Below are 26,738 nucleotides of genomic sequence, written 5' to 3' on the forward strand. Positions count from 1 at the left end.
ATTAGAAACGACGTTTATTCTTACGCTTTCTTGCTGCTTCTGACTTCTTCTTACGTTTCACACTTGGCTTCTCGTAAAATTCACGCTTACGGTATTCTTGTAAAGTACCTGTTTTTGAAACGGTGCGTTTGAAGCGACGAAGAGCATCATCAAGAGATTCGTTTTTACGAACGACTGTCTTTGACATATTGTTTCCCTCCCTCCGAGCTTTAAAGTAACCGCCTAATCTTGTATAAATACACAAATTTAATAACAGTTCCTAACTATTATACATAAAGGTTGACAAACCGTCAATACACCAAATTTAATATCTTAAAAAATACTGAAATCGTTTCCTTTACGTACATTATACTCATAATGTATAATCAAGTATAGTAGCATTTATTAAACTTAAGGGGAATTTATGATGACAAAAGATAAAAAAATGGCTATTTTTGTAATTTCGGACTCACTTGGTGAAACTGGTAATAATTTGGCCGAAGCCGCTACTGTACAATTTCCAAATGTAGAATTTGAGTATCATCGTTTTCCATTAATAAAAACAACTTCACTTTTGGCAGGAATCCTTGAGCAAGCAAAAAGGATGGATGCTTTTGTTGTGCACACGCTCGTCGGAGAAGGACTAGCCTCCTATGTCAACGACTATTGTGAAAAAAATAAACTGTTTGTGCTGGATGGAATGTCAAAGATTATCAATACGATTGAATCAAAAACTGGTGAGGTTCCTTTATATCAATCTGGAAGAAATCATAAGTTAAACAAAAACTACTTCAATCGCATCGAGGCTTTGGAATTTGCCGTTACCTATGATGATGGGAAGGACCCTGCGGGCTTTGAGAAGGCCGATATTGTCCTCTTAGGGGTTTCTAGAACATCAAAGACGCCATTATCACTTTATTTGGCTAATAAGAATTATCGCGTTGCTAATCTTCCACTTGTTCCAAAGGCAGGTATTCCTAACGAAATTTGGAAGGTTGATCCAAAAAAAATTTTTGGTCTAACTAATGATCCAACAGTCCTCAACAACATCCGCCGTGAGCGCATGATTACATATGGCCTGAATCCAGATACAAACTATTCTAACATGGAAAATATTGAAGCTGAATTGTCATACGCAAACGAACTCTATAAGAAGATCGGCTGCCTAATTATCAATGTCTCAAATAAGTCAATCGAAGAAACTGCAACCTTAATTATAGAGAGTCTACCTCGCTAGCTTCCGATTTACCGATTATAAAAAAAGTAGCATAATTGCATACATCTTTCTTTATTGCCAAAAAGGACTAGTTCAAAAGTTGATTTTGAGCCAGTCCTTTTTGTTTTCATATAAGTGTACCTCGCAAGTCAAAATCTTCCATCTTATTTGAATTACTTTCGGCAAAAAACATGCTATGCTCGTCATTTTTCATTAGTTCTCAAATTTTTTGCTTCACGTGGCACTCAACTTTATCATTACCTTTGGAATGGCAACTTTGTTTATTGTTTCCCCTTTTGTGCAAATACCTTTTCTTGCATTTGAGGATCAAAAGTCTGCTTTTCAAACATTTTAATCTCAAAACCATATGGAGCATACTGGTTCTTCTTGTCGGGTCCAACATACGGAGTCTCCATAATTTTTGGTATGTTAACCAGTGCTTCATGATGAACGATATAATTCAATGCTTCAAAACCAATCGTGCCAAATCCAATGTTTTCATGACGATCCTTATGTGCTCCCATTTCGTTCTTCGAATCATTTACATGAACAACTTTTAACCGGTCAAGCCCAATTATTTTATCAAACTGATTCAAGACACCATCAAAATCTTCCTTGACATTGTATCCCGCATCATTTGTATGGCAAGTATCAAAAGTAACTGACAACTTTTCATTGTATGTTACACCCGAAATCATCTGTTCAATTTCTTCAAATGTTTTGCCGACCTCAGTTCCCTTACCAGCCATAGTTTCAATTGCAATTTGAAGTGTTTGTTCAGGAGTGATGACTTCATTAAGTCCCTTTATAATGTTTGCGATTGCGGCATCTGCTCCTGCACCAACATGTGCCCCTGGGTGGAAAGTCATTTGTGTTGCCCCAAGTGCCTCAGCACGTTCAACCTCTGCTCTAAGAAAATCAACTGCAAAAGCAAAATTCTCGGGTTTTTTAGTATTACCAAGATTAATAATATAAGGTGCATGAACGACAATATTACTCAAATTATGCTCTTTCATATATTCATGCCCAGCTTCAATATTCATTTCTGAAATAGGTTTTCTTCTAGTGTTTTGTGGTGCTCCAGTATAAATCATGAAGGTAGATGCTCCATATGATTCAGCCTCTTTAGCTGATCCAAGAAGCATTTCTTTCCCTTTCATTCCAACGTGTGATCCAATTAACATCCTAATCCTCCTCTTAAATCTAAGGCTCGGGTTCATAAAAATGACCCATTATTTGTACATTTTCAGAAATACTTACAAATGCATATGGATCAGATTCTTCCATTGCAGCCTTTAGATCTGCTTGTTCATATCTTGAGATAACAGTAAACAAAATTGATTTTTCATCATGTCGATATGCACCTTCAGCACCATGTACGATTGTAATTCCCCGCCTCATATGACTCTGAATGCAGTCAACAACACTCTTGGGCTTGTTAGTGACAATCATCACCTGCATCTTCTGCTGACGAGTATAAACCATATCCATAACACGTGCATTGATTACGATTCCCAATGCTGAATAGAATGCGTATGGCCAGCCATAGACAGCCCCTGCCGCAAATACTATAAACGCATTGAACATCATGTTGATCGTTCCAATACTCTTACCGGTTTTCTTGCGTAAAGTCAGACCAATAATGTCTAGGCCACCAGTTGAGATACCATTTTTAAGAGCTAACCCCGTACCAAATCCATTGATTGCAGCCCCAAAAATTGCACAAATTATCGGATCCGTTGTCAAGGTAATTGGTTTCAGAGACTTAATCATAATACTTGAACAGACAACTGCCAAAAAAGTAAAAAAAGTAAACCGATGTCCAATATTCATCCAAGCAATCAAAAATAGTGGTAAGTTCAACAGCAAAAGAAGTATCGCAGTTGATAAATGAACTGGCCCATATTGACGTGTGAGAGTCTCAATCAACTGTGCCAACCCCGTAACACCAGATGAATAAATCTTACCAGGTGTCCAAAAGAAATTCATCGCAATCGAAACTAAGATCCCATAAATAAATGCTGTGGAAGCACGCGCAACATATTGGTGTCTTTTCCATATTCGCTGAAATTCATCCATTTAGTTTTCTCAATTCTCCTCTTAATTAAATATTTATGAAAAATGACTCTTGTATTCCATTCTGCCGATTTCTTCCATTGCAAAGTGCTCCGGATTTTTCTTATAGAAATCCTGATGGTACTCCTCAGCCTTGTAGAATGGCTTGGCATCCTCAATCATCGTAACAATTGGCTTATCATACTTTCCACTCTTTGCAAGTTTTTCCCGTGAAGCAAGTGCTATTTTCTTTTGCTCATTATTTTTTGTAAATATTACTGGACGATAGTTATCTCCACGATCTTGGAATTGTCCCATTGCATCTGTAGGATCTGTCTGCTGCCAATAGATTTCTACTAACTTCTCGTATGAAACAACAGTCGGATCAAAAGTTATTTCAACTGCTTCCGTGTGACCAGTGGTATGTGAACAAACCTGCTCATAAGTAGGATTGGGAACATGTCCGCCTGTATATCCTGAAACTACCTTGATAATTCCAGGATATTCATCAAATGGTTTTACCATACACCAGAAACAACCGCCAGCAAATATTGCTGTATCAATCTTTTCGCTCATTAAAATTCCTCCTAGTAAACATGTCAAATATAAAATAGACTATTTATTTTTATACTTCAAGTGTTAGTACTCCTAATTATGCTTTTAAAAAGATAATTTGTAAAATAATTTACTGATAAAAAGAGCTGTGACAAAAAAGATTCTTTTGTGACAGCCCCATAGTAATAATTAATCTTCTGTTGTTTCTAGATGTAATTCGTCTAATTGTTTTGGTGCAACCGTGCTTGGTGCATTTGTAAGTGGTTCGGATGCTTTAGAATTCTTTGGAAATGCAATAACTTCACGAATATTATCACGTTTGGCTAGCAGCATTGCGAAACGGTCTAAGCCAATTGCTAATCCGCCATGAGGTGGAAAACCATAATCAAGTGCATCAATGAAGAAACCAAACTGTTCCTCGGCTTTCTCCTTTGTAAATCCTAGAGCTTTAAACATTTTTTCTTGGACATCCCGTTGATGAATACGAATTGAACCACCGCCTAATTCATAACCGTTCAACACAATATCATAACTCTGTGCGTGTGCCTTATGTGGATCAGTCTCTAACAGGGCAACATCTTCTTCATTAGGCATTGTGAATGGATGATGAGCTGCAATGTATCTATGGAAGTCCTCGCTGTACTCGAATAATGGCCAATCAACGACCCATAAGAAGGCAAACTTACTTTCGTCAATCATGTTCAATTCCTTAGCAATACTTGTACGTAAGTATCCTAATGAAGCAGCAACAACGTCCTTAGTATCTGCTACAAACAAGATTAAGTCTCCCACTTTAGCTTCTGCTGCTTCGCAAAGAGTAGTGACACTTTCATTGAAAAACTTAGCAATAGGTCCAGAAAAACCATCTTCAGTTACTTTTAACCATGCCATTCCCTTTGCACCGAAACGCTTGATGTAGTCCTGCTTAGCATCAAGTTCTTTGCGAGAGTATCTATCTGCTCCACCTGGTACAGCAATTGCCTTGACTTGGCCGCCATTTTCAAGTGTGTTTTTAAATACCTTGAAGTCAACGTCCTTGACTGCATCCGCCATGTTTTTCAATTCCATGCCAAAGCGTACATCTGGTTTATCTGATCCAAAACGATCCATTGCTTCATTCCAAGTAATCCGCTTAAGAGGAAGTTCAATATCAATATCCAGCGTATCCTTCATAACGCGCTTCAATAAGCCTTCTGTCAAATCTTGAATTTCTTCAGCCGTCATAAATGAAGTTTCCAAGTCAATCTGAGTAAACTCTGGCTGACGATCCCCACGCAGATCTTCATCACGAAAACAACGTGCAATTTGGTAATAACGATCAAATCCGGCACCCATCAATAATTGTTTGAATAACTGTGGTGACTGTGGAAGTGCATAAAAATGTCCTGGATAAACACGGGAAGGTACGAGGTAATCACGTGCTCCTTCAGGTGTTGATTTTGTCAGATATGGTGTTTCAATATCAATAAATTTATTTTCATCAAGATAGCGATGAATTGATTGCGTAATCTTGCTGCGAAGAATCAACCCCTGCTGCATTTCTGGACGGCGCAAATCAAGATAGCGATACTTCAGGCGCAAATCGTCTGCAACATTGATCCCATCTTCAATATAAAATGGTGGTGTCTTTGCCTTATTCAAAAGATTGATCTCATGAATTTCAACTTCAAACTTACCTGTCGCCATTTTTGGATTAATTGCATCTTTTGCACGATTTACGACCTTACCAGTAACTTCGATTACATATTCGCTGCGTAATTCATCGGCTACCTTAAGGGCAGCCTCGTCAAAAGCTTGGCTAAATACTAATTGAACGATTCCTTCACGGTCTCTTAGGTCAATAAAAATCAAATTACCAAGGTCACGACGTTTTTGAACCCAGCCTTTCAAAGTAACTTCTTTACCCAAAAATGATTCATCTACTAATCCACAATAAACTGTTCTTTTCATAGTTATTTACTATTCTCCCTTTGCAGAGTTGAAGTTTTGTATAACTTCACCAAAATTTGTTTGAATATCTGAAAGACTGACTGCAATTTCCTGACCGCTTGCCATTTCTTTCAAATTTGCCTTGCCCATTGCTAGTTCTTCTTCGCCAACCGTAAGTGTGTACTTGGCACCCAAACGACTAGCTGCTTTGAATTGACCCTTGGGTTTGCGATCCAAGTAGTCACGTTCCGCACTAAAGCCTGCTTTACGAATTGCATGAACAAGCTTCATTGTCCCAGAAAGAGTGTCCTCTCCAATTCCAACTATATAAACATCTAAACCATTATCGGGTTTCAGATTGATTCCTTCCGCATCCAAAACCAATAATAGGCGTTCCACGCCAAGGCCAAAACCAATTCCCGGTGTTTCCGGTCCACCTAATTGCTCAACAAGGCCATTATAGCGGCCACCAGCACATACTGTTGTCCATTTGCCGCCAAAGGCTTTCGAGTCACTCATAATTTCAAAAATCGTATGATTATAGTAATCAAGACCACGAACCATATTTGAATCAATTTCATATGATATTCCTAATGTATCAAGCAACATCTTGACTTTATCAAAATGCTGCTGTGCATCTGGTGTTAAATAATCAAGAATATCGGGTGCATCTGCAACGATTTTCTGGTCATTTTGATCCTTACTGTCAAGAACACGTAATGGATTCTTGTGAAGTCGTTCTTTTGAATCATCACTTAACTGTGTCTCGAATGGTTCAAGATACTCAACCAGAGCATTACGGTAATTCGTTCGAGATTCAATATCACCTAATGTATTGATTGCAAGTTTCAAATTTTTCAAGCCAAAGCTGCGCAAGAGCTCAACGGCCATTGACATCACTTCAACATCTAAAGCTGGATTATCAACGCCAAATGCCTCGACCCCAATTTGATGAAACTCTCTTAATCTACCAGCCTGTGGACGTTCATAACGAAACATTGGTCCCATGTAGAATGTCTTAAATGGCTTTTGAATCTCTGGTCCGTATAATTTGTTTTCAACGTACGCACGTACCACTCCAGCAGTTCCTTCGGGGCGCAGTGTAATGTGCCGATCCCCCTTATCAAAGAAATCGTACATTTCCTTTGTAACAATGTCCGAAGTTTCACCCGATGTGCGAGAAAAGACTTCAAAACTTTCAAATATTGGTGTACGGATTTCATTATAACGGTATTTGTTAAACAGCTTACGTGCTTTTTCTTCAACACTTTGCCATTTTTCAGATTCTCCAGGGATAATATCTGTCGTACCCTTTGGACGTTGATATTTCATTACTTACTCCTCCTAAATCATTTTTACATTTTGACGAAAAAAAACCTTGCCGAAGAAATTCGACAAGGGTGCAAACAGCACGGTACCACCTTAACTAGCTACTCATTGGATAACGTTCCACAACGGTATGCATTTGTGCATACACCTAAGAAGTGTCTTTCGCTGATTATCTTAGTGAAGCTCTCACCAATCGCCCACTCTCTGTTTAAGAATCTTCAGCTACTCCTCTTCCATTCGGCTCTAATATACTGTTACAAACATACTTTATTTTTACTATAAAGTCAAGATACGCAGTCAAAATAACTAATTCTCAAAATACTTTGTCAAGCTTGTCACAACATCTGATGAAATTGTATTTTGATAAGAATTGGATTTGATTTGTGCAAAATCTCGATCACTGTTAATATAACCCATTTCTAGCAATATTGCCGGAAACTCATTGTCCCGAATAACTTGAAAGTTACCTACATCAATTCCACGATTGTCTAAACTCAGTGTATTAAATTCTGAGTTTATAGTCTTAGCTAAGCGATAAGATAATTTTTGATGGTAATAATATGTAGTAACTCCTGAAGCATCGTTCGCGACCGGTGAGGAATCAAAATGAAAACTAATGAAAGCATCAGCATGCACTTTGTTTGAGAGTTCAGCTCTAGCAGCCAGCCCCACATATTTATTTGAATCTCTAGTCATATAGACTTTTGCACCCTTGGCGCGCAGTTTTGCGATTACTTTGCGTGCAACCTTCAAAGTGTATGTCTTCTCCATCTTACCGGTTGTGGACAATGCGCCTGAATCTGCACCACCGTGTCCTGGATCAATTACAATCGTAGCATCTGAAACGCTGCTTATCTTATTACGATATTTTTTTGCAACATTCCAATCAGCAATCCACCCAAGCTTATTGCTTGCATCTTTGATATAAATCCAGTGATACTTTCTTCGAATTATTGTGACCCTTTGCTCTTTTTTTAGCGTACTCTTACTCGAATACTCAATACCTGGTCCACTTCTCAAGGCTGTTTTCGGTGTCACAATGGTTACTTGCTGCAGGTATTCAAATGTTTTAGCAGACAATATTAGAGCAAGAACAACTACAATTGCCAGTAAAATTAAATTGCTTCTATTTTCATATATAAAAGATTTGTTTTGCTTTCTCATCAGCAGTTCCCCATCAATCAAAATTACCCTTTATTATAACAGAATACTCACTTTTTTTGAAACTGTTCAAATGCTGCGTTCATAAAACAAGCACAAAAAAATAAAAAAAGAGTAACTTTACCTAAATTACTCAATTCCTAAAGTTATATTATCTCACTGATTCTTACAACTCGCTTATCGCAGACTACAGATTCATCAATCAAGTTATCTGGATCAAATAAATAACCCTGCATCCCAGCATTATGCCCTGCTTCTACATCAAGTACCCGATCACCAATCATAACCGCTTCTTTTGGATTAATTGAGAAGAGATCACATAAATGTAGCAAGGACTCTGGATCAGGCTTTCTGGGAAAGCTATCTTCAGAAGTTACAAAACCAGTAAAAAGTGAAAATAATCCATCTTTTTTCAATAATTTCAGTGAACTTTTATCCCTGTGCGTTAATAAGAAGTTTCGACCACCTGAAGAAGTTATTTTTTGACACACCTCTTCGACATCAGCAAAGGGCTGCGCATTTCTAGAAGCATTGTCTTCGCAAATACGATAACTTGCCTTAACTCTTTGTTGCAGCTCCTCCGAAATATCCAAAAAATATTCCTTGAAAGTCCTGCCAACCGAATATTTCCGCATTTTCCGATAAACGTCTCGACCATCAACAACAATACCGTTTTCTTCAAAAGCAGCTACAAAAGAAGCTACCATCCCTGGATAGGTATCATAAAGGGTCCCATCAAAATCCCATATAAAATCTTTCACAGTAGACCTTCACCTTTCTACCTTCTCTTAATCCAATCGACAGCGGTATTCATCGCCAGACGGCATGTATTTGTCTTATCCAGTGCATTATGTACCATAAATTCGTGAATGGTTCCTTGGAACCTAATTTGTGTTACGTCTCCGCCTGCATCACGCATCTTGCGTGCAAATGCTTCTGCCTCATCTCGAACAACATCAGCTTCAGCAGTAATTATCAATGTTTCTGGTAAATTACCAAGTGTCTCAAAATCAGCCTGCAAAGGAGAAATACTGCTGTCTTGTGCATCAGTGTTAGGTGCTAAGTATTGCTCCCACGACCATTTCATCTGTTCACGAGTCAGGTCGTAACCGCCAGCGAATTGATGATATGAATTTGTATCAAAAGCTGCGTTCATTACTGGGCAAAGCAACAAAATCTTATAAATTTTTTGCCCTGCAATCTGGTGGACACGATAAGCCAGACAGGTTGCCAGAGTTCCTCCTGAATCATCTCCAGATAACATTATCCGTGACAAATCCAATGGGAATTGTTTTGCCAATTCAGGAAGTCGTCGGTAAACTTCCTCTAATTCAGTAAGTGCTGTAGGTGCCTTTGCTTCAGGTGCCAGTGAATATTCAGGAAAAATAATTGCAACATGTGCCCGGCAAGCCAGTTCTCGTACAATTTTATTGTGCGTTGCGATACCGCCTGAAATAAATTGACCACCATGAACATAAAAGAGCACTGGGACTTTTTCATTTTCAATATCAGGCGGCAAAACTACATGAACTTGAATATCATCAGAACCGTTTACTGCCAAAGACCTTTTTTCAATTATTGCTTCATGCAAATAGACTTGTGTCCTTTGCTCTAATTCAAAACGTTCACGAATTACTTTAACCCCAAAAGTAGTCGGCACAAAAACATTTTCCCTTTTTTGGCTGAACTCTTGAGCTTCTTTTTCCAATGAAATTAGACGCAATAGACTCTCCCCCTACTTGAGATTATCTGTATCATAAATGATAGTTACTGGACCGTCATTCGTCAGTGCCACTTGCATATCAGCACCAAAAACTCCTTCCCTAACAACTATCCCTTCTTGACTCAAGGTTTTATTGAAAATCTCATAGTTTTTCTTTGCCTCTTCTGGATTCTGTGCCGCAGTGAAGCTTGGTCGGTTACCCTTTTTCAAAGCCGCATATAAGGTAAACTGCGAGATAGACAAAATCTCCCCTTGGACCTGAGCGATGCTGAGATTCATTTTACCTTCAGAATCAGAAAAAACGCGCAGCTGACTGATCTTATGAACTAAGTACTTGATCTCATCAGCCCCATCACCTTCTTCAAAACCAACAAGCAGTAAGAAACCATTAGATATTTTGTTATATATTTTATTATTGATTGTAACACTTGCCTGACTAACTCTTTGCACTACAACTCTCACTTGCTAGCTTTCTCCTTAATGAATTGTTCTCTTAACTACGTAAACATCTGGAACACGTTTAATATTATCAATAACCCTCTGCAAATGAATCCCATCACGAATTCCGACAGTCACATCCATCGTTGCAAGCTTATTATTATCCACTCGCCCATTGACTGAGTTCAATTGACGAGTACTATTATTAAGTGCTTGTAAAACATCATTCAGTAAGCCTGAACGGTTGTACCCTTGGATTTGTAAGTCCGCATTATAAAATGTTTTGGCATCAGGAACAATATTCCAAGTAACATCGATAAAGCGGCTTCCAGACTGTTTGGCATTCTTCACATTTGGACAGTCTACACGATGAACAGAAACTCCGCGTCCCTTTGTAATATAGCCTACGATTTTGTCGCCTGGAATCGGATTACAGCAGTGACTCAACCTAACTAATAGGTTATCAACTCCTGCAATTATCACACCTTCATCGCTCTTGGGCTTTTGTGTACTTTGCCCATTTTCCTTCGTAAGTTCTTGGTGATCTTCCAACAAAGCCTTTTCTTCTTGCCGCTTACGGGTTGATTCTTGTTCAGCCCTAATTTTTTCGGTAAGAGTGTTAATGACCCCAAGTGGTGCAACCTCACCAAAACCGATTGCTGCAAACAAATCATCTGCACTTGAAAATTTACGTTTCTTCAAAACCTTTGCAATGTTATCATTTGTCAAAACAGCCTTGGGCTCAAAACCCATTTCTAGTAAATTCTCATCAATAATTTCCTTACCCTTATCGATGTTTTCAACTCGATCCTGTTGCTTAAAGAAACGTTTTATCTTGTTACGTGCCTTATTTGTATGCACCAGCTTTAACCAGTCTTGACTAGGGCCTGCAGAGTTTGATGAAGTCAAAATATCAACAATATCACCATTTTTAACCTGGTAATCAAGCGGTACCATCTTCCCATTGACCTTTGTTCCAACAGTCTTATTCCCAATTTCAGTGTGAATAGAATAAGCCATGTCTAGCGGGCCTGCACCCTTAGGCAACTCAAATACATCACCTTTAGGAGTAAATACGTAAACACGATCTCCAAATAAATCGCCTTTGACACTCTCAACAAATTCAGCAGCATCACTGCTTTCATCCTGCAATTCAATTATTTCTTTAAACCAATTAAGTTTTGTTCCAGTATCATCATTGGCAACTGCCTCAGTCTTGCCTTCTTTATATGCCCAATGAGCAGCAATACCATATTCAGCAACCCGGTGCATTTCAGAAGTTCTGATCTGCACTTCAAAAGGTTGACCTTTCGGACCAATCACAGTTGTATGGAGCGATTGATACATATTTGCTTTTGGCATTGCTATATAGTCTTTAAAGCGCCCTGGCATGGGTTTCCACTGAGTATGAATTGCTCCTAAAACCGCGTAACAATCCTTGATAGAATGTACGATAACCCTAACAGCCAACAAATCATAAATCTGACTAAATTGTTTGTGCTGATCCTTCATTTTACGGTAAATTGAATAGATATGCTTTGGGCGCCCATAAATTTCGCAATCAACATTTAAGTCCACAATTGATTTCTTGATATCAACAATTGCTTTATCGATATACTGAACTCTCTCTGTTCTCTTCGAATTCATTAGATGCACAATTCGATAGTATTGCTGTGGATTGAGATAACGCAAAGAAACGTCCTCTAACTCCCACTTGATCGTGCTGATACCTAAACGATCAGCAAGTGGAGCATAAATCTCAAGTGTTTCATTAGCAATTCTGCGTTGCTTGTCAGGACGCAAATGAGACAAGGTCCGCATGTTATGCAAACGATCAGCAAGCTTCACGATAATAACTCTTAAGTCTTTGGACATTGCTAATAATAATTTACGGTGATTCTCAGCTAATTGCTGCTGATGTGATTTATATTGAATCTTACTAAGCTTAGTAACCCCATCAACAATTATTTCGACATCCTTACCGAATAATTCAGCTAGATCTCCCAAAGTGACTGGTGTATCTTCGACGACATCATGAAGAAAACCAGCACAAACTGTCGCCGGATCCATTTTCAAGTCCACAAGTATTCCCGCAACCTGTATCGGATGAATAATGTATGGCTCACCTGACTGACGATGTTGATCTTTATGCACATAATTAGCAAAGTCATACGCCTTCTTCACTAATGCTACATGCTTTTCATTCATATATTTCTGGACACCTCTGATTACATCATCCGCACTCCAGTTAGTTTCTTTTTCCATAATGTCCACTCCCAAAATCAGCTAATCTTCCTCTTTTTCTCCAATTCCGCTAAAACTCTGCAAATATAAAAAGAAATGTGATAAAAGTTTTCATCCCTCTCAAACACATTTTCCTCAAAAGCCAATTCTGCCATAATACTTTTTAAACTAATCCTTAACTGCACCATACGTTAAGAAACCGATTAAGAGATAAACAATGGCAATATAATATGCAAAACTCTCAAAAAATAACCTAACCCCAATAAGATATAAAATTGGAAAAAAGAACAAATAGATAAATGGCTGTTTCCTAATACCCACAATCAGTCCAGATATGATCGTAAACACTACGTTGATTCCAAAAAATGCAAAAGTATATTGTTGAACATCTGTTAGGTTAATAAAACTAAAGATAATTGGAACGACAATTGCTACCGCAGTTGCAAATGCTAGATACCATAATGTTGTTAATGAAAATATATTTTTCGAAGTCATTTTAAATCCTCACTTAATTATAATTGTCTATATTCTACCCTAATTCTATTGCGAATGAAAGTGCCGAGAGCAGATACAAAGGAGCCGTCTCAGCACGCATAATCCTTGGACCTAATCCTGCAAAAACAAAATTGTTTTTTCCCATATAATCCACTTCCCCGGGTGATATTCCACCCTCTGGTCCAAAAATGGCGAGTAATTCAGGCCTTTTTAAGTCTGTGATTTCCCTTTTCATCGATTCAGTTAATTCAAATAAGTTACTTTTTTCACCTTTTTTTGCTGACTCCTCATAAGCAACTAATTTATAATCAAAACCTGACAGTTCAATTGTAGTCAGACTTTGATTGTATTGAACAGTAGGAACCTTGGTTCTATGAGACTGTTGAGCAGCATTCAGAGCAACTTTACTCAAACGTTCTACTTTTTTCGTCACTTTTTTTTGGTCCCATTTTGCAACAGAGAATTCTCCAGCAAAAAAAATAAATTCACTGGCACCAAGTTCAGTTCCCTTTTGCACAATCCACTCGGCTTTATCACTTTTGGATAATGCACAGGCAATTGTCACATGAACAGGCAATTCAACCTTAGTTTCAATCCAATTGATCAGAACAGCTCTTGCCTCTTCTTTAGTAACTTGTATTATTCTCATCAATGCTACCTTTTGGGTCTTCAAAACAAGTTCAAAACGGCTATCCACATGCAATCTCATAACCCTAATTGCATGATGATAGATTTCTGCTGGTAGGACTAATTCATCAGCTATCTCGGACTTATCAATGAAATAACGCTGCATTTCTCAATCCTCCAAATCTTTTTGAGCAATAATCGCGATCCATTTTCCATCGCTCAAAGTCTCAATAATCTTTAATCCCGTTGCTCGAACCTTTGCAACCATTTCCTCTTCCTTTTCAACAATGATTCCCGCCATGATAAGTTTGCCCTGTGGTCTCAAATGTTCCATTACCTGTGGTAGCAATAATGTCTGCACCTCCGGTAAAATATTGGCGAGTATAAGGTCTGCTTGTCCCTTTGATCCATCCAATAAACTATTCAATTCCAGCTTAACATTATCAATATCTTTATTTAATTCTAAATTTTTCCTTGCAGATATGATTGCTTCATCTTCGACATCACAAGCATAGACACTCTTAACACCCAGTAAACTTGCAGCAATACTTAATATTCCAGTGCCAGTGCCAACATCAAAAACAACTTCATTTCCACGTATATGGTCCTCTAGTGCACGCAAAGCAAGAACTGTCGTCGGATGTGTCCCAGTTCCAAATGCTTGCTGCGGATCCAACCTAATGACAATTTCCGAATTTTGGTGTTTCTTGTATTCCTCCCAAAAAGGAACAACTGTCAAAAAACGAGTAATTCTTTGTGCGTGATAATACTTCTCCCACTCATTTTTCCAGGTTTGATCGTCTATGATACCATACTTGATAGAAACACCTTCAGTATCAAAGCCATACTCCTTAAGCTTGGTAATACGTGTCTTAATAAGGTCAACTTTGTCATTGATATTTTGCTGTAACTCAAAGAAGCCGCTGATAATAATGGAATGACTCCGGCCTGTCAAAAAATCGTCATCGTCCTTCTCAATTCCCTGTGCTTCTAAATCTAAAAAGATATTCTCAAGTGGTGCCTGCAATTCATTATTAGCCTTGATCGTCAATTTACCCCAGCGCAAATGAAATCCTCCAAACCGATTTTATCTCTTATACTTATCTCTTAAACTTCATAAGGTAGTGTACCAGATATACTTTTTTGTTTCTCTCTGACCAATTGCTCAAAGGTTTCTTCTGACCACTTTAATTCAAAATTCAGTAAAAAATCCAACTGGTCACTATTACTCAGAAAATGCTGCAAATTTTCGCGCCCAGATAACAATATTACTTTCAAGTACTCCAAAAAGGCTACTCCTCGGGCTCTCTCCCAACCAGATTTGCCATTATACGCTATACAAGCCAAGAAGTCGTCACTCCAAGCCGGTTTAAAATTTTGCTTTGTACCGTCATATATAAGAATTGTGTCCACAAATTCTATCGGATTTTCTTTAGAGCTGTCACCGGTCATGTCCAATAAGAAATGCTGTCCCTTTTGTTCAATACTAAAAGTGATGTCAACTGTAAAAGTATGACCATCTTTGTCCCAAAGTAAGTCTAAACCCCCATCGAATCCTAGATTAGCCAAACCTGTAGTCAAAAACTCATTTAGACTTTGTTTCATCACTTCACCATCCTTATCAAGTTGAGAGTGTGCCATAGGCTGGTAAAATTCAAGTACTAACCTAAAATTACGGACATAATGCAACTTCATCATGAGTAATTTAAAGTTAAACAGAAAACTTTGACTTATGACCCAACCTCAATAAATAGTTGAAAAGTTATTACTATAATTAATAGTAATATTTCATCTTGTTTGTGACAACATATTTATTCATATATTTCCTCATTTAACCTTATTTAAACTTTTTTTAACTTAATTCTGCACTTATCATGCTAGATAACAGCTTATAGCCACTCTGCAATATCAGTTGGCTCTTTTCGGGGTTGCCAAGTGCCTTCTGTGCTGTTCCTAAAGTGAACTGCCATATTAAATCGCTTTTTATTCTAACTACATCGTTCTTACTTTCAAAAAACTCCAACAGACTATCAGTCAATTCTTTTTTTAATTGTTCGTATTCAGAAATCTTGTAACTATCCTGCACCTGTCCGTTGTGAATTTCAAAAAAAATAATTGCATTCAAATAACCCTCGTAGGTGTTCAAAAAATTCTCAAATACCTTCCAAAAGACTGTAAATTGTTGTGTAGAATTTAAAGGATGACTTTCTTGCAGTTGAAGCTGTATCAATTCTAACAGTTGTTTGTACCCACGCAACATTATTTCAAAATATATCTGATTCTTACTATCGAAGTAGGTATAAAGCGTCTTCTTACTAAATTCTGCTTCCTTGGCAATTTCAGCAATGCTAGTTGCCTCAAAACCTTTTTTAAAGAACTTGTTTTCAGCAGCATCTAACAAGTCTTGTTTTTTTAATTCACGAATTTCAAATCGCCGTTCAATTTGCCCCAAAGTCATCACACCTACACTCATATTTTATAAAAGGTAACTCTAAGTATACTTATTATCACTATAAGTATACCGCAATAAACTTTTAGTTTCAATTATCTTTATCTTTATTCAACAACCGGACATCTAGTCACTTTTACTATTATTTGGTAAGATATGGGTAAATAACAAATACATATTTGAAATTCTGGAGGCAGCAAATGGCTAAATATAAAATGATATTGGACTTAGATACAGGTATTGATGATGCACTAGCATTGGCATATGCACTAGCAGATCAGGACTGTGATTTAATTGGAATCATCGGTTCTTACGGAAATGTTCTCATTGAGCAAGGAACGCAAAATAGTCTTGACTTGCTTTCATTGCTTGGAGCTAGTGATGTTCCCGTCTATGCAGGACTCTCACATTCGTCAACTACTTCAAGCTTCACTGTGCAACCAGTTAGTGCTCGAATTCATGGAAACAACGGTGTAGCAAACTTGAAAATTGATCGTGCCTCGACAAAGGTCGAAAGACAGTCTGGTGTCGATTTCCTAATTGATGCTGTCCACAAATACCAAAAGGACCTGCTGCTAGTTCCAACTGGTCCACTTACTAATCTGGCTGCTGCAATTAAGAAGGATCCTACAATTACAAAATTAATTGGTCATGTCACGCTGATGGGCGGAGCACTAACAGTTCCTGGCAATGTTAGTCCGGTTTCAGAGGCAAATATTCATCAAGATCCAGAGGCAGCAAATGATGTATTCCAATCCGATATTCCCTTAACAATGGTCGGTTTAGATGTTACTACTCGAACACTCTTAACTAATAAAGAAACTGCGATTTGGCGTAATCTTAAGACAAAATCTGGGGATGTTTATGCTGATCTAGTTGATTACTATATTGATGCTTATAAAGAAACAAACCCTCATCTAAACGGATGCGCTCTTCACGATCCTCTTGCTGTGGCAGCTGCACTTGAGCCAAAACTCCTTGAGACAATTTACTTAAATATGAAAGTAGATACCACAAAGCCTTATGAAGGGCGTACAATTGGGGATGAAACTCGTTTGAACTTGCCTGCGACAACAACACAAGCAGCTGTTAATGTCGATGTTGAGCGTTTCGTTACAAAATTTATGGAGCGGCTAACAACATTATTCGAGAAACACTAATTGAGGTGATAAAATGACAAAAGTTGCTTTAGGACTGTATATCTTCTGGATAATTTTGTTGATACTCAAATATATCTCGATGGAAAAAGATGAGTCTTTTTCTTATTTTCGCGTCTTCTTTGGAAGAATTGCCTGGTATCGAAATTCAAGGGTTCTAATATTATTGATCAGCTTGTTCCTAGTCGAAATCTTTCTTCCACTTAAACAGATATACCTTCTCTTTTTCATCACAGGATGTATAACCATTCTTATGCCATTTGCTAATTTCAAGTTTAGGGCAGGCAAAATTTGGTCAAGTCTGATTGTACTGCTAATCGGTATTTGCGTAACTGGATTTTCAAGCCTGTTCATTTTCTAGAATTGTTTAGGTTTATTGAAAAGAAATAAGTTGATTGCTCTAGTACTATTTTATTGTTCACAAAAATGAGTCAGGTCAAAAGTTAGCTCTTGACCTGACTTATTTTTTTTCATTCATCCATCGGTACCTTAATGACATAAGGTATATTATTCCTCATTTGTTTTTAGAACTGCCATAAATGCTTCTTGTGGTACTTCGACGGTCCCAACTGATTTCATCCGTTTTTTACCACGCTTTTGCTTATCCAATAGCTTAGCGCGTCGATCCGGATCACCTGTATGGATTCTAGCCGTAACATCCTTACGGTATGCCTTAATATTTGTCCTAGCTATAATTTTCGCTCCAATTGCAGCTTGAATTGGAATCTCAAAATTTTGCCGTGGAATTATTTCCTTTAATTTGCTCGTAATCACACGTGCTCTTTGTGGTGCGAACTCGCGATGGGCAATAAAGCTGAGTGCATCAACCTTGTCACCGTTCAATAAAATATCAATCTTCACCAAGTCACCCGCGCGGGCACCATCTAAGTCATAGTCAAGAGAAGCATATCCCTTTGTACTAGACTTCAGCTTATCAAAGAAATCAAAGATTATTTCTGAAAGTGGCATCTCATAGATTACATTCACGCGATAATCATCAAGATATTCCATCGTCACAAACTTCCCCCGCTTTGCCTGACAAAGCTCCATAACAGACCCTACATAATCATTGGGAACCATAATTGTTGCCTTCACAAATGGTTCATTAATTGCCTTTATCGCAGTCGCTTCTGGCATTTCCGCAGGATTAGAAACAGTTTTATGACTTCCATCAGTTAACTCAACATCATAGGTTACAGATGGAGCAGTTGTGATCAAATCCATATTAAACTCGCGTTCAAGTCTTTCTTGGACCACATCCATATGCAAAAGCCCTAAAAAGCCACAGCGAAATCCAAAACCTAATGCTGTTGAAGTCTCGGGTTCAAACTCCAATGCTGCATCATTCAATTGTAACTTTTCAAGCGCTTCTCTTAGATCATTGTACTTAGCGTTATCAGTCGGATAAAGCCCAGAATAGACCATCGGATTCATCTCACGATAACCTTCTAACGCCTTTTCTGCTGGGTTGTCCGCACTAGTTACTGTATCACCTACACGCGTATCTTGAATGTCCTTGATACTTGCAGTCAAATACCCAACATCACCTGCCATCAATAGGTCCCTCTTAATCGGCTTAGGCGAATTGACTCCCACTTCAACGACCTCATATTCCGTTTGACCATTCATCAAACGAATCCGGTCACCTGCTTTAACAGTCCCTTCAAAGACACGGATACTCAAAACAACTCCACGATAATCGTCATATACAGAATCAAAAATCAACGCCTTCAATGGACCATCATTGTTACCCTCTGGAGCAGGAATGTCATGAACAATTTTTTCAAGCATTTCTTCAATTCCAATTCCCTGCTTTGCACTCGCTAAAACCGCCTCTGATGCATCGAGACCAATCACATCTTCAATCTCTTGCCGAACCACTTCAGGCTGCGCAGAAGGTAAGTCAATCTTGTTAATCACGGGCACAATTTCTAGATCATCATCTAAAGCCAAATAAACATTGGCCAGTGTCTGAGCTTCAACACCTTGTGCAGCATCAACAACTAAAACCGCACCTTCACACGCAGCAAGACTTCTCGAAACCTCATATGAGAAGTCCACATGACCTGGGGTATCAATCAAATGGAAGATATATGTTTCACCATCCTTTGCATGATAATTAAGTTCTACAGCGTTCAATTTGATTGTAATTCCGCGTTCGCGTTCTAGTTCCATGGAATCAAGAAGCTGTGCCTGCATTTCTCTTTTTGATACCGTCTCGGTTAATTCTAAAATTCGATCTGCTAAAGTAGATTTACCGTGATCGATATGCGCTACAATTGAGAAATTGCGAATTCTTTTTTGGCGCTCCTTTAATAATTCAACATCCATGCATTAATTCCTACTTTCTTACTCGAAATGTTCTTAGATTCAATTATAGCAAGCCGCCATACTAAATACAACGCACCAAGAAATTACATACAAATAAAGCCTAGCTTAATTTAGTAATACTAAAAATCAAGCTAGACTATATTTATTTTATTTCTTGTGTTTCTTTAACCTATCAAAAATTGATTCGTTTTGTGTTTTTTCTCCGCTGGCTTCAGCAAAAGCACGCAACGCTTCTTTTTGTTTCTGGTTCAAACCCTTTGGAGTTCGAATCTTAACAGTAACTTGCTGATCACCATTACCGTTGCCACGAAGATATGGTGCCCCTTTACCGCGCAGCCTAAAGACCGTTCCTGATTGAGTTCCAGCTGGAACCTTCATCTTTACGTCACCATGAACAGTTTTGACCGTAACTTCATCTCCAAGTGCTGCCTGAACAAAACTAATTGGCATTTCAAAGAAGATATTAGCTCCATCTCGCTTAAAGATTTTGCTTGGAGCAACATTGAAGATAACATATAAATCACCATAAGGTCCGCCGTTCTCACCGGCTTCACCTTGTCCTTGCAGACGCATCTGGTTCCCATCCTCAACTCCTGCTGGAATTGAAACTTCAACCTCATGTCTTTCATGAACGTGACCGTCACCATGACAAGTCTCACACTTATCTTTGATGATCTTACCTGTACCATGGCACACATCACATTCTTGCTGCGTGACAACTTGTCCAAGCGGTGTTGACCTCTTAACACGAACTACACCACTACCACCACAGTGAGAACAATTTTCTGGGGTAGTTCCAGGTTTAGCACCACTTCCACCACATGTCTTGCAAAGAGCTTCCCTAGTATATTGAATACTTGTCTTCTTACCAAAGATTGCCTCTTCGAAAGTCAAATCCATCTCGTATTGTAGATCACGTCCTTGCCTTGGAGCGTTGGGATTGCGTGATGCAGAACCACCGCCGCCAAAGAAGGAACTGAAAATATCCTCAAATCCGCCGCCACCAAAGTCGCCGAATCCACCACTAAATCCACCGTTTTGTCCTGAGAATCCGCCAAAACCTTGTTGACCACCAGTCGAACCATACTGATCAAATTGGGCTTTCTTTTGAGGATCACTAAGAATTTCATACGCTTCATTAATCTCTTTGAATTTCTCTTCTGCACCTGGTTCTTTGTTCAAGTCTGGATGATACTTCTTAGATAGCTTACGATAAGCTTTCTTAATATCAGCGGCAGAGGCATCTTTGGATACACCCAAAACCTCATACGGATTTCTGATTTCTGCCATTTTTACCCTCCATCATAAATAAGATGTTTGTTTAGCCTAGCGTAACATAGTAATAGCTAAATAAAAAGCCAAAGTCCAAACATGGTCTTTGACTTCTTATCAGCTAGCGACTACTTCTTGTCGTCGGGATCAACTTCCTTGAAGTCACCTTCAACTGTATCGTCATTAGTCTTATCACCCTTATCAGCAGCTGCAGAATCTCCACCGGCTTGCGACTGAGCTTCTTGAGCTTGTTGATATAGTTTAACTGATAAATCTTGAACAATCTTCGTCAAATCATCCTTCTTAGTCTTCATTTCCTCAACATTATTTTCGTCTTGAGCCTTCTTCAAAGCATCACGTGCTTCTTCAGCCTTCTTGATTTCATCCTCAGAAACCTTGTCTTTAATTTCTGATAATGTCTTGTCAGTTGTGAAGAGTAATTGATCAACTTCATTCTTCAAGTCAACCTCGTCCTTGCGTTTCTTATCTGCTTCTTCGTTCTCTTGAGCTTCCTTAACCATACGATCAATTTCATCGTCTGAAAGTCCGGATGAACTCTTAATAGTAATCTTTTGCTCTTTATTTGTTCCCAAATCTTTAGCAGATACATTTACAATCCCATTCTTATCAATATCGAATTTAACTTCGATCTGTGGAATTCCACGAGGAGCAGCTGGAATATCTGTTAATTGGAAACGACCAAGTGTCTTATTATCTGCGGCCATTGGACGTTCACCTTGCAAGACATGAATATCAACAGCAGGTTGATTATCTGCAGCAGTTGAGAACACTTGCGATTTGCTCGTTGGAATTGTTGTGTTACGATCAATCAGCTTTGTGAATACTCCACCCATTGTCTCAATACCAAGTGATAATGGTGTAACATCAAGCAAAACAACATCCTTAACATCACCAGTAATAACACCACCTTGAATAGCAGCACCTAAAGCAACTGCTTCATCAGGGTTAACTGATTGGTTAGGTTTCTTGCCTGTTTCAGCTTCAACTGCAGCTTGAACAGCTGGAATACGTGTAGAACCACCTACTAAGATAACTTCGTCAATATCACTCATTGAAAGTCCAGCATCTTTTAAAGCATTGCGTACTGGAATCTTTGTTCGATCAACTAAGTCAGATGTTAAGTTATCAAATTGTGCACGAGTCAAAGTCTTTTCCAAATGAAGTGGGCCATTCTCACCAGCCGTAATAAATGGTAGGCTGATTTGTGCACTTGTAATACCTGAAAGATCCTTCTTAGCCTTTTCAGCTGCATCCTTCAAACGCTGCATAGCCATCTTGTCTTTTGAAAGATCAATTCCATTTTCCTTCTTGAATTCAGAAATCAACCATTCCATAATCTTGTTATCAAAATCATCCCCACCAAGGAATGTATCACCATTTGTTGAAAGTACTTCGAATACTCCATCACCCAATTCAAGGATAGAAACATCAAAAGTACCACCACCAAGGTCAAATACCAAGATCTTTTCATCTTTATCAGTCTTATCAAGACCATATGCTAAGGCAGCAGCCGTTGGTTCGTTGACAATACGTTCAACTTTTAAACCAGCAATTTTACCAGCATCTTTTGTAGCTTGACGTTGACTATCGTTAAAGTAAGCAGGTACGGTAATAACTGCTTGTGTAACATCTTCACCAAGGTATGATTCTGCATAATCCTTGATATACTGCAAAATCATTGCTGAAATTTCTTGTGGTGTATATTCTTTGTCTTGAACCTTTACTTTATACCCAGCCTCACCCATGTGACGCTTGATAGATGCAATCGTATCAGGATTCGTAATTGCTTGTCTCTTTGCAACTTCCCCAACCTGAGTCTCACCATTCTTAAAAGATACAACTGATGGAGTTGTACGATTTCCTTCAGGGTTAGTAATAATCTTAGCTTCTTTACCTTCAAGAACAGCAACTGCTGAGTTAGTTGTTCCTAAATCAATACCAATAATCTTCGACATTAATTTCAACCTCTTTCAAAAATTTTTAATTTTATTGTGCAACGACTACCATTGCAGGTCGTAATACACGATCCTTCAACATATAGCCATCTTGGAATACTTCAATAACAGTCTCAGCTTTCTGGCCCTTTTCAGCCGGAATAGATTTGACAGCTTGATGAAGCGTTGGATCAAAGACGTGTCCAAGTGCTTCGATTTTTGTCACATTATTTGCCTTCAATGCCTTTTCCATATCATTGAAGACAAGTTCAATGCCTCTTTTTAACTGCTTAGAAGCATCATCAGTGACTTCAATTTGCAATGCACGATTTAAGTTATCAATGACTGGAAGAACATCCTTAGCAAGACTCTGACCGTCATAACGCAATAACTTTTCCTGCTCTTTTTTGAATCTTGTATGCATATTAGCCATTTCAGCCTCAGCTCTCAAATACTTATCTTCAAAGTCATTACACTTTTTTTGAAGTTCTGCTACTTTTTGTTTTAATTCATCTTTTTCAGAATCTTCATCATCAGTAGCAGGTTCTTCAGAAGATTCTTCCTTTACTTCTTTTTCATCAACTTCTGCAGTTGCTTTCTTCTCATCAACTTCAGGAGTCGTTTTGTTTTTGACAGGTTCTTCTGAAACTTCTTCGTTAGTCTTCAGAGTTTGTTTTTCTTCGCTTCCCTTTTGTTCTGACAAACAGACACCCCTTTTCTAATCATCATAAAAACTATAGTAATCTAATAATTTACGTGCCAATTCTTCTTGGAATGTCTGAACCAAACCAATCATCTTTGAATATGGCATATTTGTCGGACCAAGCAGAGCAATCAATCCTTGTCCATGCTGTGCTACATCATAAGTGGTTGAAATCAAGCTATAATTACTTAACGAACTATTAGTTAGCTCATCTCCTATTTTCACTTGAATTGTACCTGTTGAATCACCAATCAGATTATTGATATCCTCAGAATGTTCAATCAGAGAATAAAGTTCTTTAATCTGACTAACATCTGCCTCACCAACAAAATTCAGTAAGTTCAACTTGCCACTCACAAAAAATTGCTCACGTGCCGATCGCTCTAGGATATTCCCGAAAATATCAAGAAACCCCACAGGCCTTTGAACATAATGCAACAATAGAGGAATTGTCTCATGCAGTCTTTCAATCACTTGATCAAGAGGCAATCCAACAATTCTATCATTGACCACACGAATCACTGCTTCGATTTCATCGCCACCCAATCCTCTAGGAACATTAAAGAGTTGACTTTCAACGTTTCCGTCACTAGTGACCAACATCATCATCAGCTGTTGGTTACCAAGCGGAAGAACTTTGAAGCCTTGAAACTTAATATTTTTTGCCTCGGGCTTAAAAGCAATCGCAGTATAGTTGGTCATATCAGAGAGTATTTTCGCGGACTCAGCAACAATCTCATCAATTTTGTAGAAATTATTGCCGAATGACGAACGGATATCCTCTAGTTGTTCTTGATTAACAGCATCAGGCTTAACAAGATTATCAATATAGTAACGATAACCCTTCAAAGTTGGTACCCTGCCCGAAGAAGAATGTTCCTTGTTAATAAATCCTAAGTGCTCCAGTGCCACCATCTCGTTACGAATAGTCGCAGAACTGACTTGCATCGGTAACTGTTCACCTAAGGACTTCGAACCAACAGGTCTTCCAACAGTCGTGTAATCCTGAATTATTGCCTCAAGAATTAACAATTGTCTCTCAGTAAGCATTTCAATCACCTCGATTAGCACTTAATGTCCTAGAGTGCTAAGTCAATTATTAATATACAAGAAGTGCTTAAATAAGTCAAGAAATGACGCCCAATTATCTTATATTTCTCTTGTTTTCTTAAAATAATTTCGTGTATTTTCTTCATCTTTTTTCAGCTGTGCTATCAATCCTGCCGCTCCATTATACTTAACTTGTCCTCTTAACTTCTTGTACCAATCAACCACTACATTTTCACCATATACCATCTGTGAAAAATCAAGTAAATTAATCTCAATGGTCACCTCTCTGCCTTCACCAAAGGTTTCATTGCGTCCAATTGATGCCATTCCTAAAACATTTTTACCAACGATTGCAACCCTAACAGCATATATTCCTTCTGCTGGAAGCATTTCTTGCGGATCTACCGCAACATTGATCGTAGGAAAACCCAGCTCACGACCTCTTTGTTCACCATGAACAACTTTACCGTTATTTTGGTAATGGTAACCTAAAAGTTCATTTGCACATTCAATTTTTCCATTCAAGAGTGCCTTGCGAATTCGTGTCGAACTAATCTTTTGATTCTTATCATTTAAGTGTTTTACTTCAATAACTTTAAAGCGTTTTTTTGCATATTCTGGAAGAATTTGCATATTTGCGATATCTTGCTTGCCATACGTATAATCTGAACCCGCAACAATCGCCTGTGCATTCAACCCTGCCATATATTTATCAACAAATTCTTGTGGCCCCATCTTGACCAGTAAATCATTCAATGAGACTACGTATACTATATCAGCACCCAGTGCTTCAAAAAGTTTATTTTTTTGTGCTAAACTAGTCAGATATTTAATATCTTGCGGTTTCACTCCCTTAAAGGGGATTGAGGGATGCATGTCTAGTGTCATTACGGCTAATTTTACATTCCGTTTTCTGGCCTCAGCTTTTGCACGGTGGATAACCGCTTGGTGTCCACGGTGCACACCATCAAAAAAACCTAGTGCCAAAACAATATCTCCTGTGGGCAATATTGACTTGTTAAAAGGTTCTACTAAGTTGATTACTTGCACTTTCTATTCTCCTCTAAGTTAAATCAATCATTTGTTCAGGTTGATATCTTTTTTTCTCTTCATTGTAACGATAGATACATCTAGCTCTATTTTGGTACATCAAAACTATTTTTTCAGCTGTACCATCAACTTCATCGGGAAATAAGAAACCACCATTTCTAATGATTTCCCATTGTTTCTCATTTAATTCAATATGAAAATATTTTTGTAAGGCATAATCAACTGGATAAAGTCGACCCTCAAGATTACCGTTCTCTGCAGCCTGTTCCAACTCACTAATTTTAACAGCTTGTCCAATTGTGAAACCACCACTTGATAAGCGTGATAAATCAGACATAACAGCTGGAACACCTAGCTTGCGGCCTAAGTCGACAGCCAAAGTTCTGATATATGTTCCCTTTCCACAACCGACTTCAAAATAGATTTTCTGACACCCGCTTTTAGAATCAAAAACGGTTTTGTTAGTCTGTTTGAAATACTCAATATGAACATTTCTTTCAGGACGTTCCACTGGATCTCCAGAACGTGCATAGTCATATAATCTACGGCCTTTAACCTTAATTGCAGAATACATCGGCGGAATTTGAATCAAGTCACCAGTTAACTCGTCCATTTTATCATTAATTTCTTCACTAGTGAATGGTTCGTCCAATAATCTTTTATCAACAATTTCACCATCAAGATCCTCAGTTGTTGTTGAAAATCCTAATGTAATTTCCCCAATATAGACTTTGCCTGAATCCATTAAATAATTAACTACTTTCGTTGCTTTGCCAACACAAATAGGCAATACTCCGTCAACATTCGGATCAAGTGTCCCACTATGTCCGACTCGTCTCATTTTAAAGATTTTTCTGCATTTAAAAACACAGTCAGTACTTGTCATCCCACGTTCTTTATATACTGGAATAATTCCGTCCATTTTCTTCCTCCCAAAATACTATAAAATCATTAAAAAGAAAGGGGCTGTAACAAAACAAACGTTTTGTGGCAGCCCCTTTCTTTTAAACGTATTTCAAA

Annotated in this window: 25 protein-coding genes; 2 read left to right on the plus strand and 23 right to left on the minus strand. The window is 38.2% G+C overall.

Annotation, left to right across the window (positions count from 1 at the left end; all coding sequences use genetic code 11):
• Position 1: 1 nt before the first annotated feature.
• Positions 2-187, minus strand: coding sequence for a 30S ribosomal protein S21 (rpsU, locus tag IV36_RS04730; RefSeq protein WP_003690207.1), 186 nt, complete (start codon positions 185-187; stop codon positions 2-4).
• 219 nt (positions 188-406) lie between these two features.
• Between rpsU and IV36_RS04735 the strand changes: the two genes are divergently transcribed.
• Positions 407-1,216 carry a pyruvate, water dikinase regulatory protein gene (locus IV36_RS04735; protein WP_056991042.1) on the plus strand — a complete coding sequence of 270 codons (810 nt, stop codon included), beginning with the start codon at positions 407-409 and terminating at the stop codon, positions 1,214-1,216.
• A gap of 260 nt (positions 1,217-1,476) precedes the next feature.
• Here IV36_RS04735 and IV36_RS04740 read toward each other — a convergent pair whose 3' ends face one another.
• The 15 genes from IV36_RS04740 to IV36_RS04810 form a co-directional block, all read right to left on the minus strand.
• Entirely contained in the window at positions 1,477-2,379 is a 903-nt protein-coding gene (locus IV36_RS04740; protein ID WP_056991043.1) for a deoxyribonuclease IV, read from the minus strand.
• Positions 2,380-2,398: 19 nt separating this feature from the next.
• Positions 2,399-3,274, minus strand: coding sequence for a YitT family protein (locus IV36_RS04745; protein ID WP_056991044.1), 876 nt, complete (start codon positions 3,272-3,274; stop codon positions 2,399-2,401).
• Positions 3,275-3,307: 33 nt separating this feature from the next.
• Positions 3,308-3,826 (minus strand): peptide-methionine (S)-S-oxide reductase MsrA, encoded by a 519-nt coding sequence (gene msrA / locus IV36_RS04750; protein ID WP_056991045.1) that lies wholly within the window; start codon positions 3,824-3,826, stop codon positions 3,308-3,310.
• Positions 3,827-3,994: 168 nt separating this feature from the next.
• On the minus strand, positions 3,995-5,755 hold the full coding sequence (gene aspS, locus IV36_RS04755) for an aspartate--tRNA ligase (RefSeq protein WP_056991046.1): 1,761 nt from the start codon (positions 5,753-5,755) through the stop codon (positions 3,995-3,997).
• A gap of 9 nt (positions 5,756-5,764) precedes the next feature.
• A complete protein-coding gene (hisS, locus tag IV36_RS04760; RefSeq protein ID WP_056991047.1) occupies positions 5,765-7,066 on the minus strand; it encodes a histidine--tRNA ligase in 1,302 nt (433 codons plus the stop codon).
• 303 nt (positions 7,067-7,369) lie between these two features.
• A complete protein-coding gene (locus IV36_RS04765; RefSeq protein ID WP_056991048.1) occupies positions 7,370-8,227 on the minus strand; it encodes an N-acetylmuramoyl-L-alanine amidase family protein in 858 nt (285 codons plus the stop codon).
• A 143-nt stretch (positions 8,228-8,370) separates the two neighbouring features.
• Positions 8,371-8,985, minus strand: a complete 615-nt coding sequence (locus IV36_RS04770; protein WP_056991049.1) for an HAD-IA family hydrolase — start codon at positions 8,983-8,985, stop codon at positions 8,371-8,373.
• Between the two features lie 17 nt (positions 8,986-9,002).
• Entirely contained in the window at positions 9,003-9,947 is a 945-nt protein-coding gene (locus IV36_RS04775; RefSeq protein ID WP_056991050.1) for an alpha/beta hydrolase, read from the minus strand.
• A 12-nt stretch (positions 9,948-9,959) separates the two neighbouring features.
• Positions 9,960-10,409, minus strand: coding sequence for a D-aminoacyl-tRNA deacylase (dtd, locus tag IV36_RS04780; RefSeq protein WP_056991051.1), 450 nt, complete (start codon positions 10,407-10,409; stop codon positions 9,960-9,962).
• A gap of 15 nt (positions 10,410-10,424) precedes the next feature.
• Complete coding sequence (locus tag IV36_RS04785) at positions 10,425-12,650, minus strand: RelA/SpoT family protein (RefSeq protein WP_056991052.1); 2,226 nt, start codon at positions 12,648-12,650, stop codon at positions 10,425-10,427.
• A gap of 147 nt (positions 12,651-12,797) precedes the next feature.
• Positions 12,798-13,124, minus strand: a complete 327-nt coding sequence (locus IV36_RS04790; protein ID WP_056991053.1) for a hypothetical protein — start codon at positions 13,122-13,124, stop codon at positions 12,798-12,800.
• A gap of 34 nt (positions 13,125-13,158) precedes the next feature.
• Entirely contained in the window at positions 13,159-13,917 is a 759-nt protein-coding gene (locus IV36_RS04795) for a 16S rRNA (uracil(1498)-N(3))-methyltransferase (protein WP_056991054.1), read from the minus strand.
• Between the two features lie 3 nt (positions 13,918-13,920).
• Complete coding sequence (gene prmA / locus IV36_RS04800) at positions 13,921-14,817, minus strand: 50S ribosomal protein L11 methyltransferase (protein WP_056991055.1); 897 nt, start codon at positions 14,815-14,817, stop codon at positions 13,921-13,923.
• A gap of 41 nt (positions 14,818-14,858) precedes the next feature.
• Complete coding sequence (locus IV36_RS04805; protein WP_056991056.1) at positions 14,859-15,356, minus strand: DUF3013 family protein; 498 nt, start codon at positions 15,354-15,356, stop codon at positions 14,859-14,861.
• 247 nt (positions 15,357-15,603) lie between these two features.
• On the minus strand, positions 15,604-16,203 hold the full coding sequence (locus tag IV36_RS04810) for a TetR/AcrR family transcriptional regulator (RefSeq protein ID WP_056991109.1): 600 nt from the start codon (positions 16,201-16,203) through the stop codon (positions 15,604-15,606).
• A 197-nt stretch (positions 16,204-16,400) separates the two neighbouring features.
• On the opposite strand from IV36_RS04810, the gene IV36_RS04815 reads away from it, so the two are divergent.
• The gene (locus IV36_RS04815; RefSeq protein WP_056991057.1) at positions 16,401-17,360 is read left to right on the plus strand and encodes a nucleoside hydrolase; all 960 of its coding nucleotides are present in this window, start codon (positions 16,401-16,403) and stop codon (positions 17,358-17,360) included.
• Between the two features lie 504 nt (positions 17,361-17,864).
• Here the strand turns inward: IV36_RS04815 and lepA are convergent.
• From lepA to truB, 7 genes are all read right to left on the minus strand, one after another.
• Positions 17,865-19,688, minus strand: coding sequence for a translation elongation factor 4 (lepA, locus tag IV36_RS04825; protein ID WP_056991059.1), 1,824 nt, complete (start codon positions 19,686-19,688; stop codon positions 17,865-17,867).
• A gap of 147 nt (positions 19,689-19,835) precedes the next feature.
• Positions 19,836-20,978 carry a molecular chaperone DnaJ gene (gene dnaJ, locus IV36_RS04830; RefSeq protein ID WP_056991060.1) on the minus strand — a complete coding sequence of 381 codons (1,143 nt, stop codon included), beginning with the start codon at positions 20,976-20,978 and terminating at the stop codon, positions 19,836-19,838.
• Between the two features lie 110 nt (positions 20,979-21,088).
• The gene (dnaK, locus tag IV36_RS04835) at positions 21,089-22,936 is read right to left on the minus strand and encodes a molecular chaperone DnaK (protein ID WP_056991061.1); all 1,848 of its coding nucleotides are present in this window, start codon (positions 22,934-22,936) and stop codon (positions 21,089-21,091) included.
• 31 nt (positions 22,937-22,967) lie between these two features.
• A complete protein-coding gene (gene grpE, locus IV36_RS04840; RefSeq protein WP_056991062.1) occupies positions 22,968-23,618 on the minus strand; it encodes a nucleotide exchange factor GrpE in 651 nt (216 codons plus the stop codon).
• 15 nt (positions 23,619-23,633) lie between these two features.
• A complete protein-coding gene (hrcA, locus tag IV36_RS04845; protein ID WP_056991063.1) occupies positions 23,634-24,668 on the minus strand; it encodes a heat-inducible transcriptional repressor HrcA in 1,035 nt (344 codons plus the stop codon).
• 99 nt (positions 24,669-24,767) lie between these two features.
• Complete coding sequence (gene ribF, locus IV36_RS04850) at positions 24,768-25,718, minus strand: riboflavin biosynthesis protein RibF (RefSeq protein WP_056991064.1); 951 nt, start codon at positions 25,716-25,718, stop codon at positions 24,768-24,770.
• A gap of 13 nt (positions 25,719-25,731) precedes the next feature.
• On the minus strand, positions 25,732-26,640 hold the full coding sequence (truB, locus tag IV36_RS04855) for a tRNA pseudouridine(55) synthase TruB (protein WP_056991065.1): 909 nt from the start codon (positions 26,638-26,640) through the stop codon (positions 25,732-25,734).
• Positions 26,641-26,738: the final 98 nt, after the last annotated feature.

Origin of the sequence: Liquorilactobacillus mali (assembly GCF_001437155.1) — a bacterium.
Lineage (GTDB): Bacteria > Bacillota > Bacilli > Lactobacillales > Lactobacillaceae > Liquorilactobacillus > Liquorilactobacillus mali_A.

Excerpts from the sequence above, each read along its gene's own strand:
- rpsU (WP_003690207.1), bottom strand. The coding sequence starts at position 187 with ATGTCAAAGACAGTCGTTCGTAAAAACGAATCTCTTGATGATGCTCTT.
- truB (WP_056991065.1), bottom strand. The coding sequence starts at position 26,640 with ATGGACGGAATTATTCCAGTATATAAAGAACGTGGGATGACAAGTACT.
- aspS (WP_056991046.1), bottom strand. The coding sequence starts at position 5,755 with ATGAAAAGAACAGTTTATTGTGGATTAGTAGATGAATCATTTTTGGGT.
- IV36_RS04745 (WP_056991044.1), bottom strand. The coding sequence starts at position 3,274 with ATGGATGAATTTCAGCGAATATGGAAAAGACACCAATATGTTGCGCGT.
- IV36_RS04765 (WP_056991048.1), bottom strand. The coding sequence starts at position 8,227 with ATGAGAAAGCAAAACAAATCTTTTATATATGAAAATAGAAGCAATTTA.
- IV36_RS04805 (WP_056991056.1), bottom strand. The coding sequence starts at position 15,356 with ATGAAACAAAGTCTAAATGAGTTTTTGACTACAGGTTTGGCTAATCTA.
- IV36_RS04735 (WP_056991042.1), top strand. The coding sequence starts at position 407 with ATGACAAAAGATAAAAAAATGGCTATTTTTGTAATTTCGGACTCACTT.
- lepA (WP_056991059.1), bottom strand. The coding sequence starts at position 19,688 with ATGGATGTTGAATTATTAAAGGAGCGCCAAAAAAGAATTCGCAATTTC.
- dnaK (WP_056991061.1), bottom strand. The coding sequence starts at position 22,936 with ATGTCGAAGATTATTGGTATTGATTTAGGAACAACTAACTCAGCAGTT.
- dnaJ (WP_056991060.1), bottom strand. The coding sequence starts at position 20,978 with ATGGCAGAAATCAGAAATCCGTATGAGGTTTTGGGTGTATCCAAAGAT.
- IV36_RS04815 (WP_056991057.1), top strand. The coding sequence starts at position 16,401 with ATGGCTAAATATAAAATGATATTGGACTTAGATACAGGTATTGATGAT.
- hrcA (WP_056991063.1), bottom strand. The coding sequence starts at position 24,668 with ATGCTTACTGAGAGACAATTGTTAATTCTTGAGGCAATAATTCAGGAT.
- IV36_RS04785 (WP_056991052.1), bottom strand. The coding sequence starts at position 12,650 with ATGGAAAAAGAAACTAACTGGAGTGCGGATGATGTAATCAGAGGTGTC.
- IV36_RS04740 (WP_056991043.1), bottom strand. The coding sequence starts at position 2,379 with ATGTTAATTGGATCACACGTTGGAATGAAAGGGAAAGAAATGCTTCTT.
- IV36_RS04795 (WP_056991054.1), bottom strand. The coding sequence starts at position 13,917 with ATGCAGCGTTATTTCATTGATAAGTCCGAGATAGCTGATGAATTAGTC.
- IV36_RS04790 (WP_056991053.1), bottom strand. The coding sequence starts at position 13,124 with ATGACTTCGAAAAATATATTTTCATTAACAACATTATGGTATCTAGCA.
- msrA (WP_056991045.1), bottom strand. The coding sequence starts at position 3,826 with ATGAGCGAAAAGATTGATACAGCAATATTTGCTGGCGGTTGTTTCTGG.
- hisS (WP_056991047.1), bottom strand. The coding sequence starts at position 7,066 with ATGAAATATCAACGTCCAAAGGGTACGACAGATATTATCCCTGGAGAA.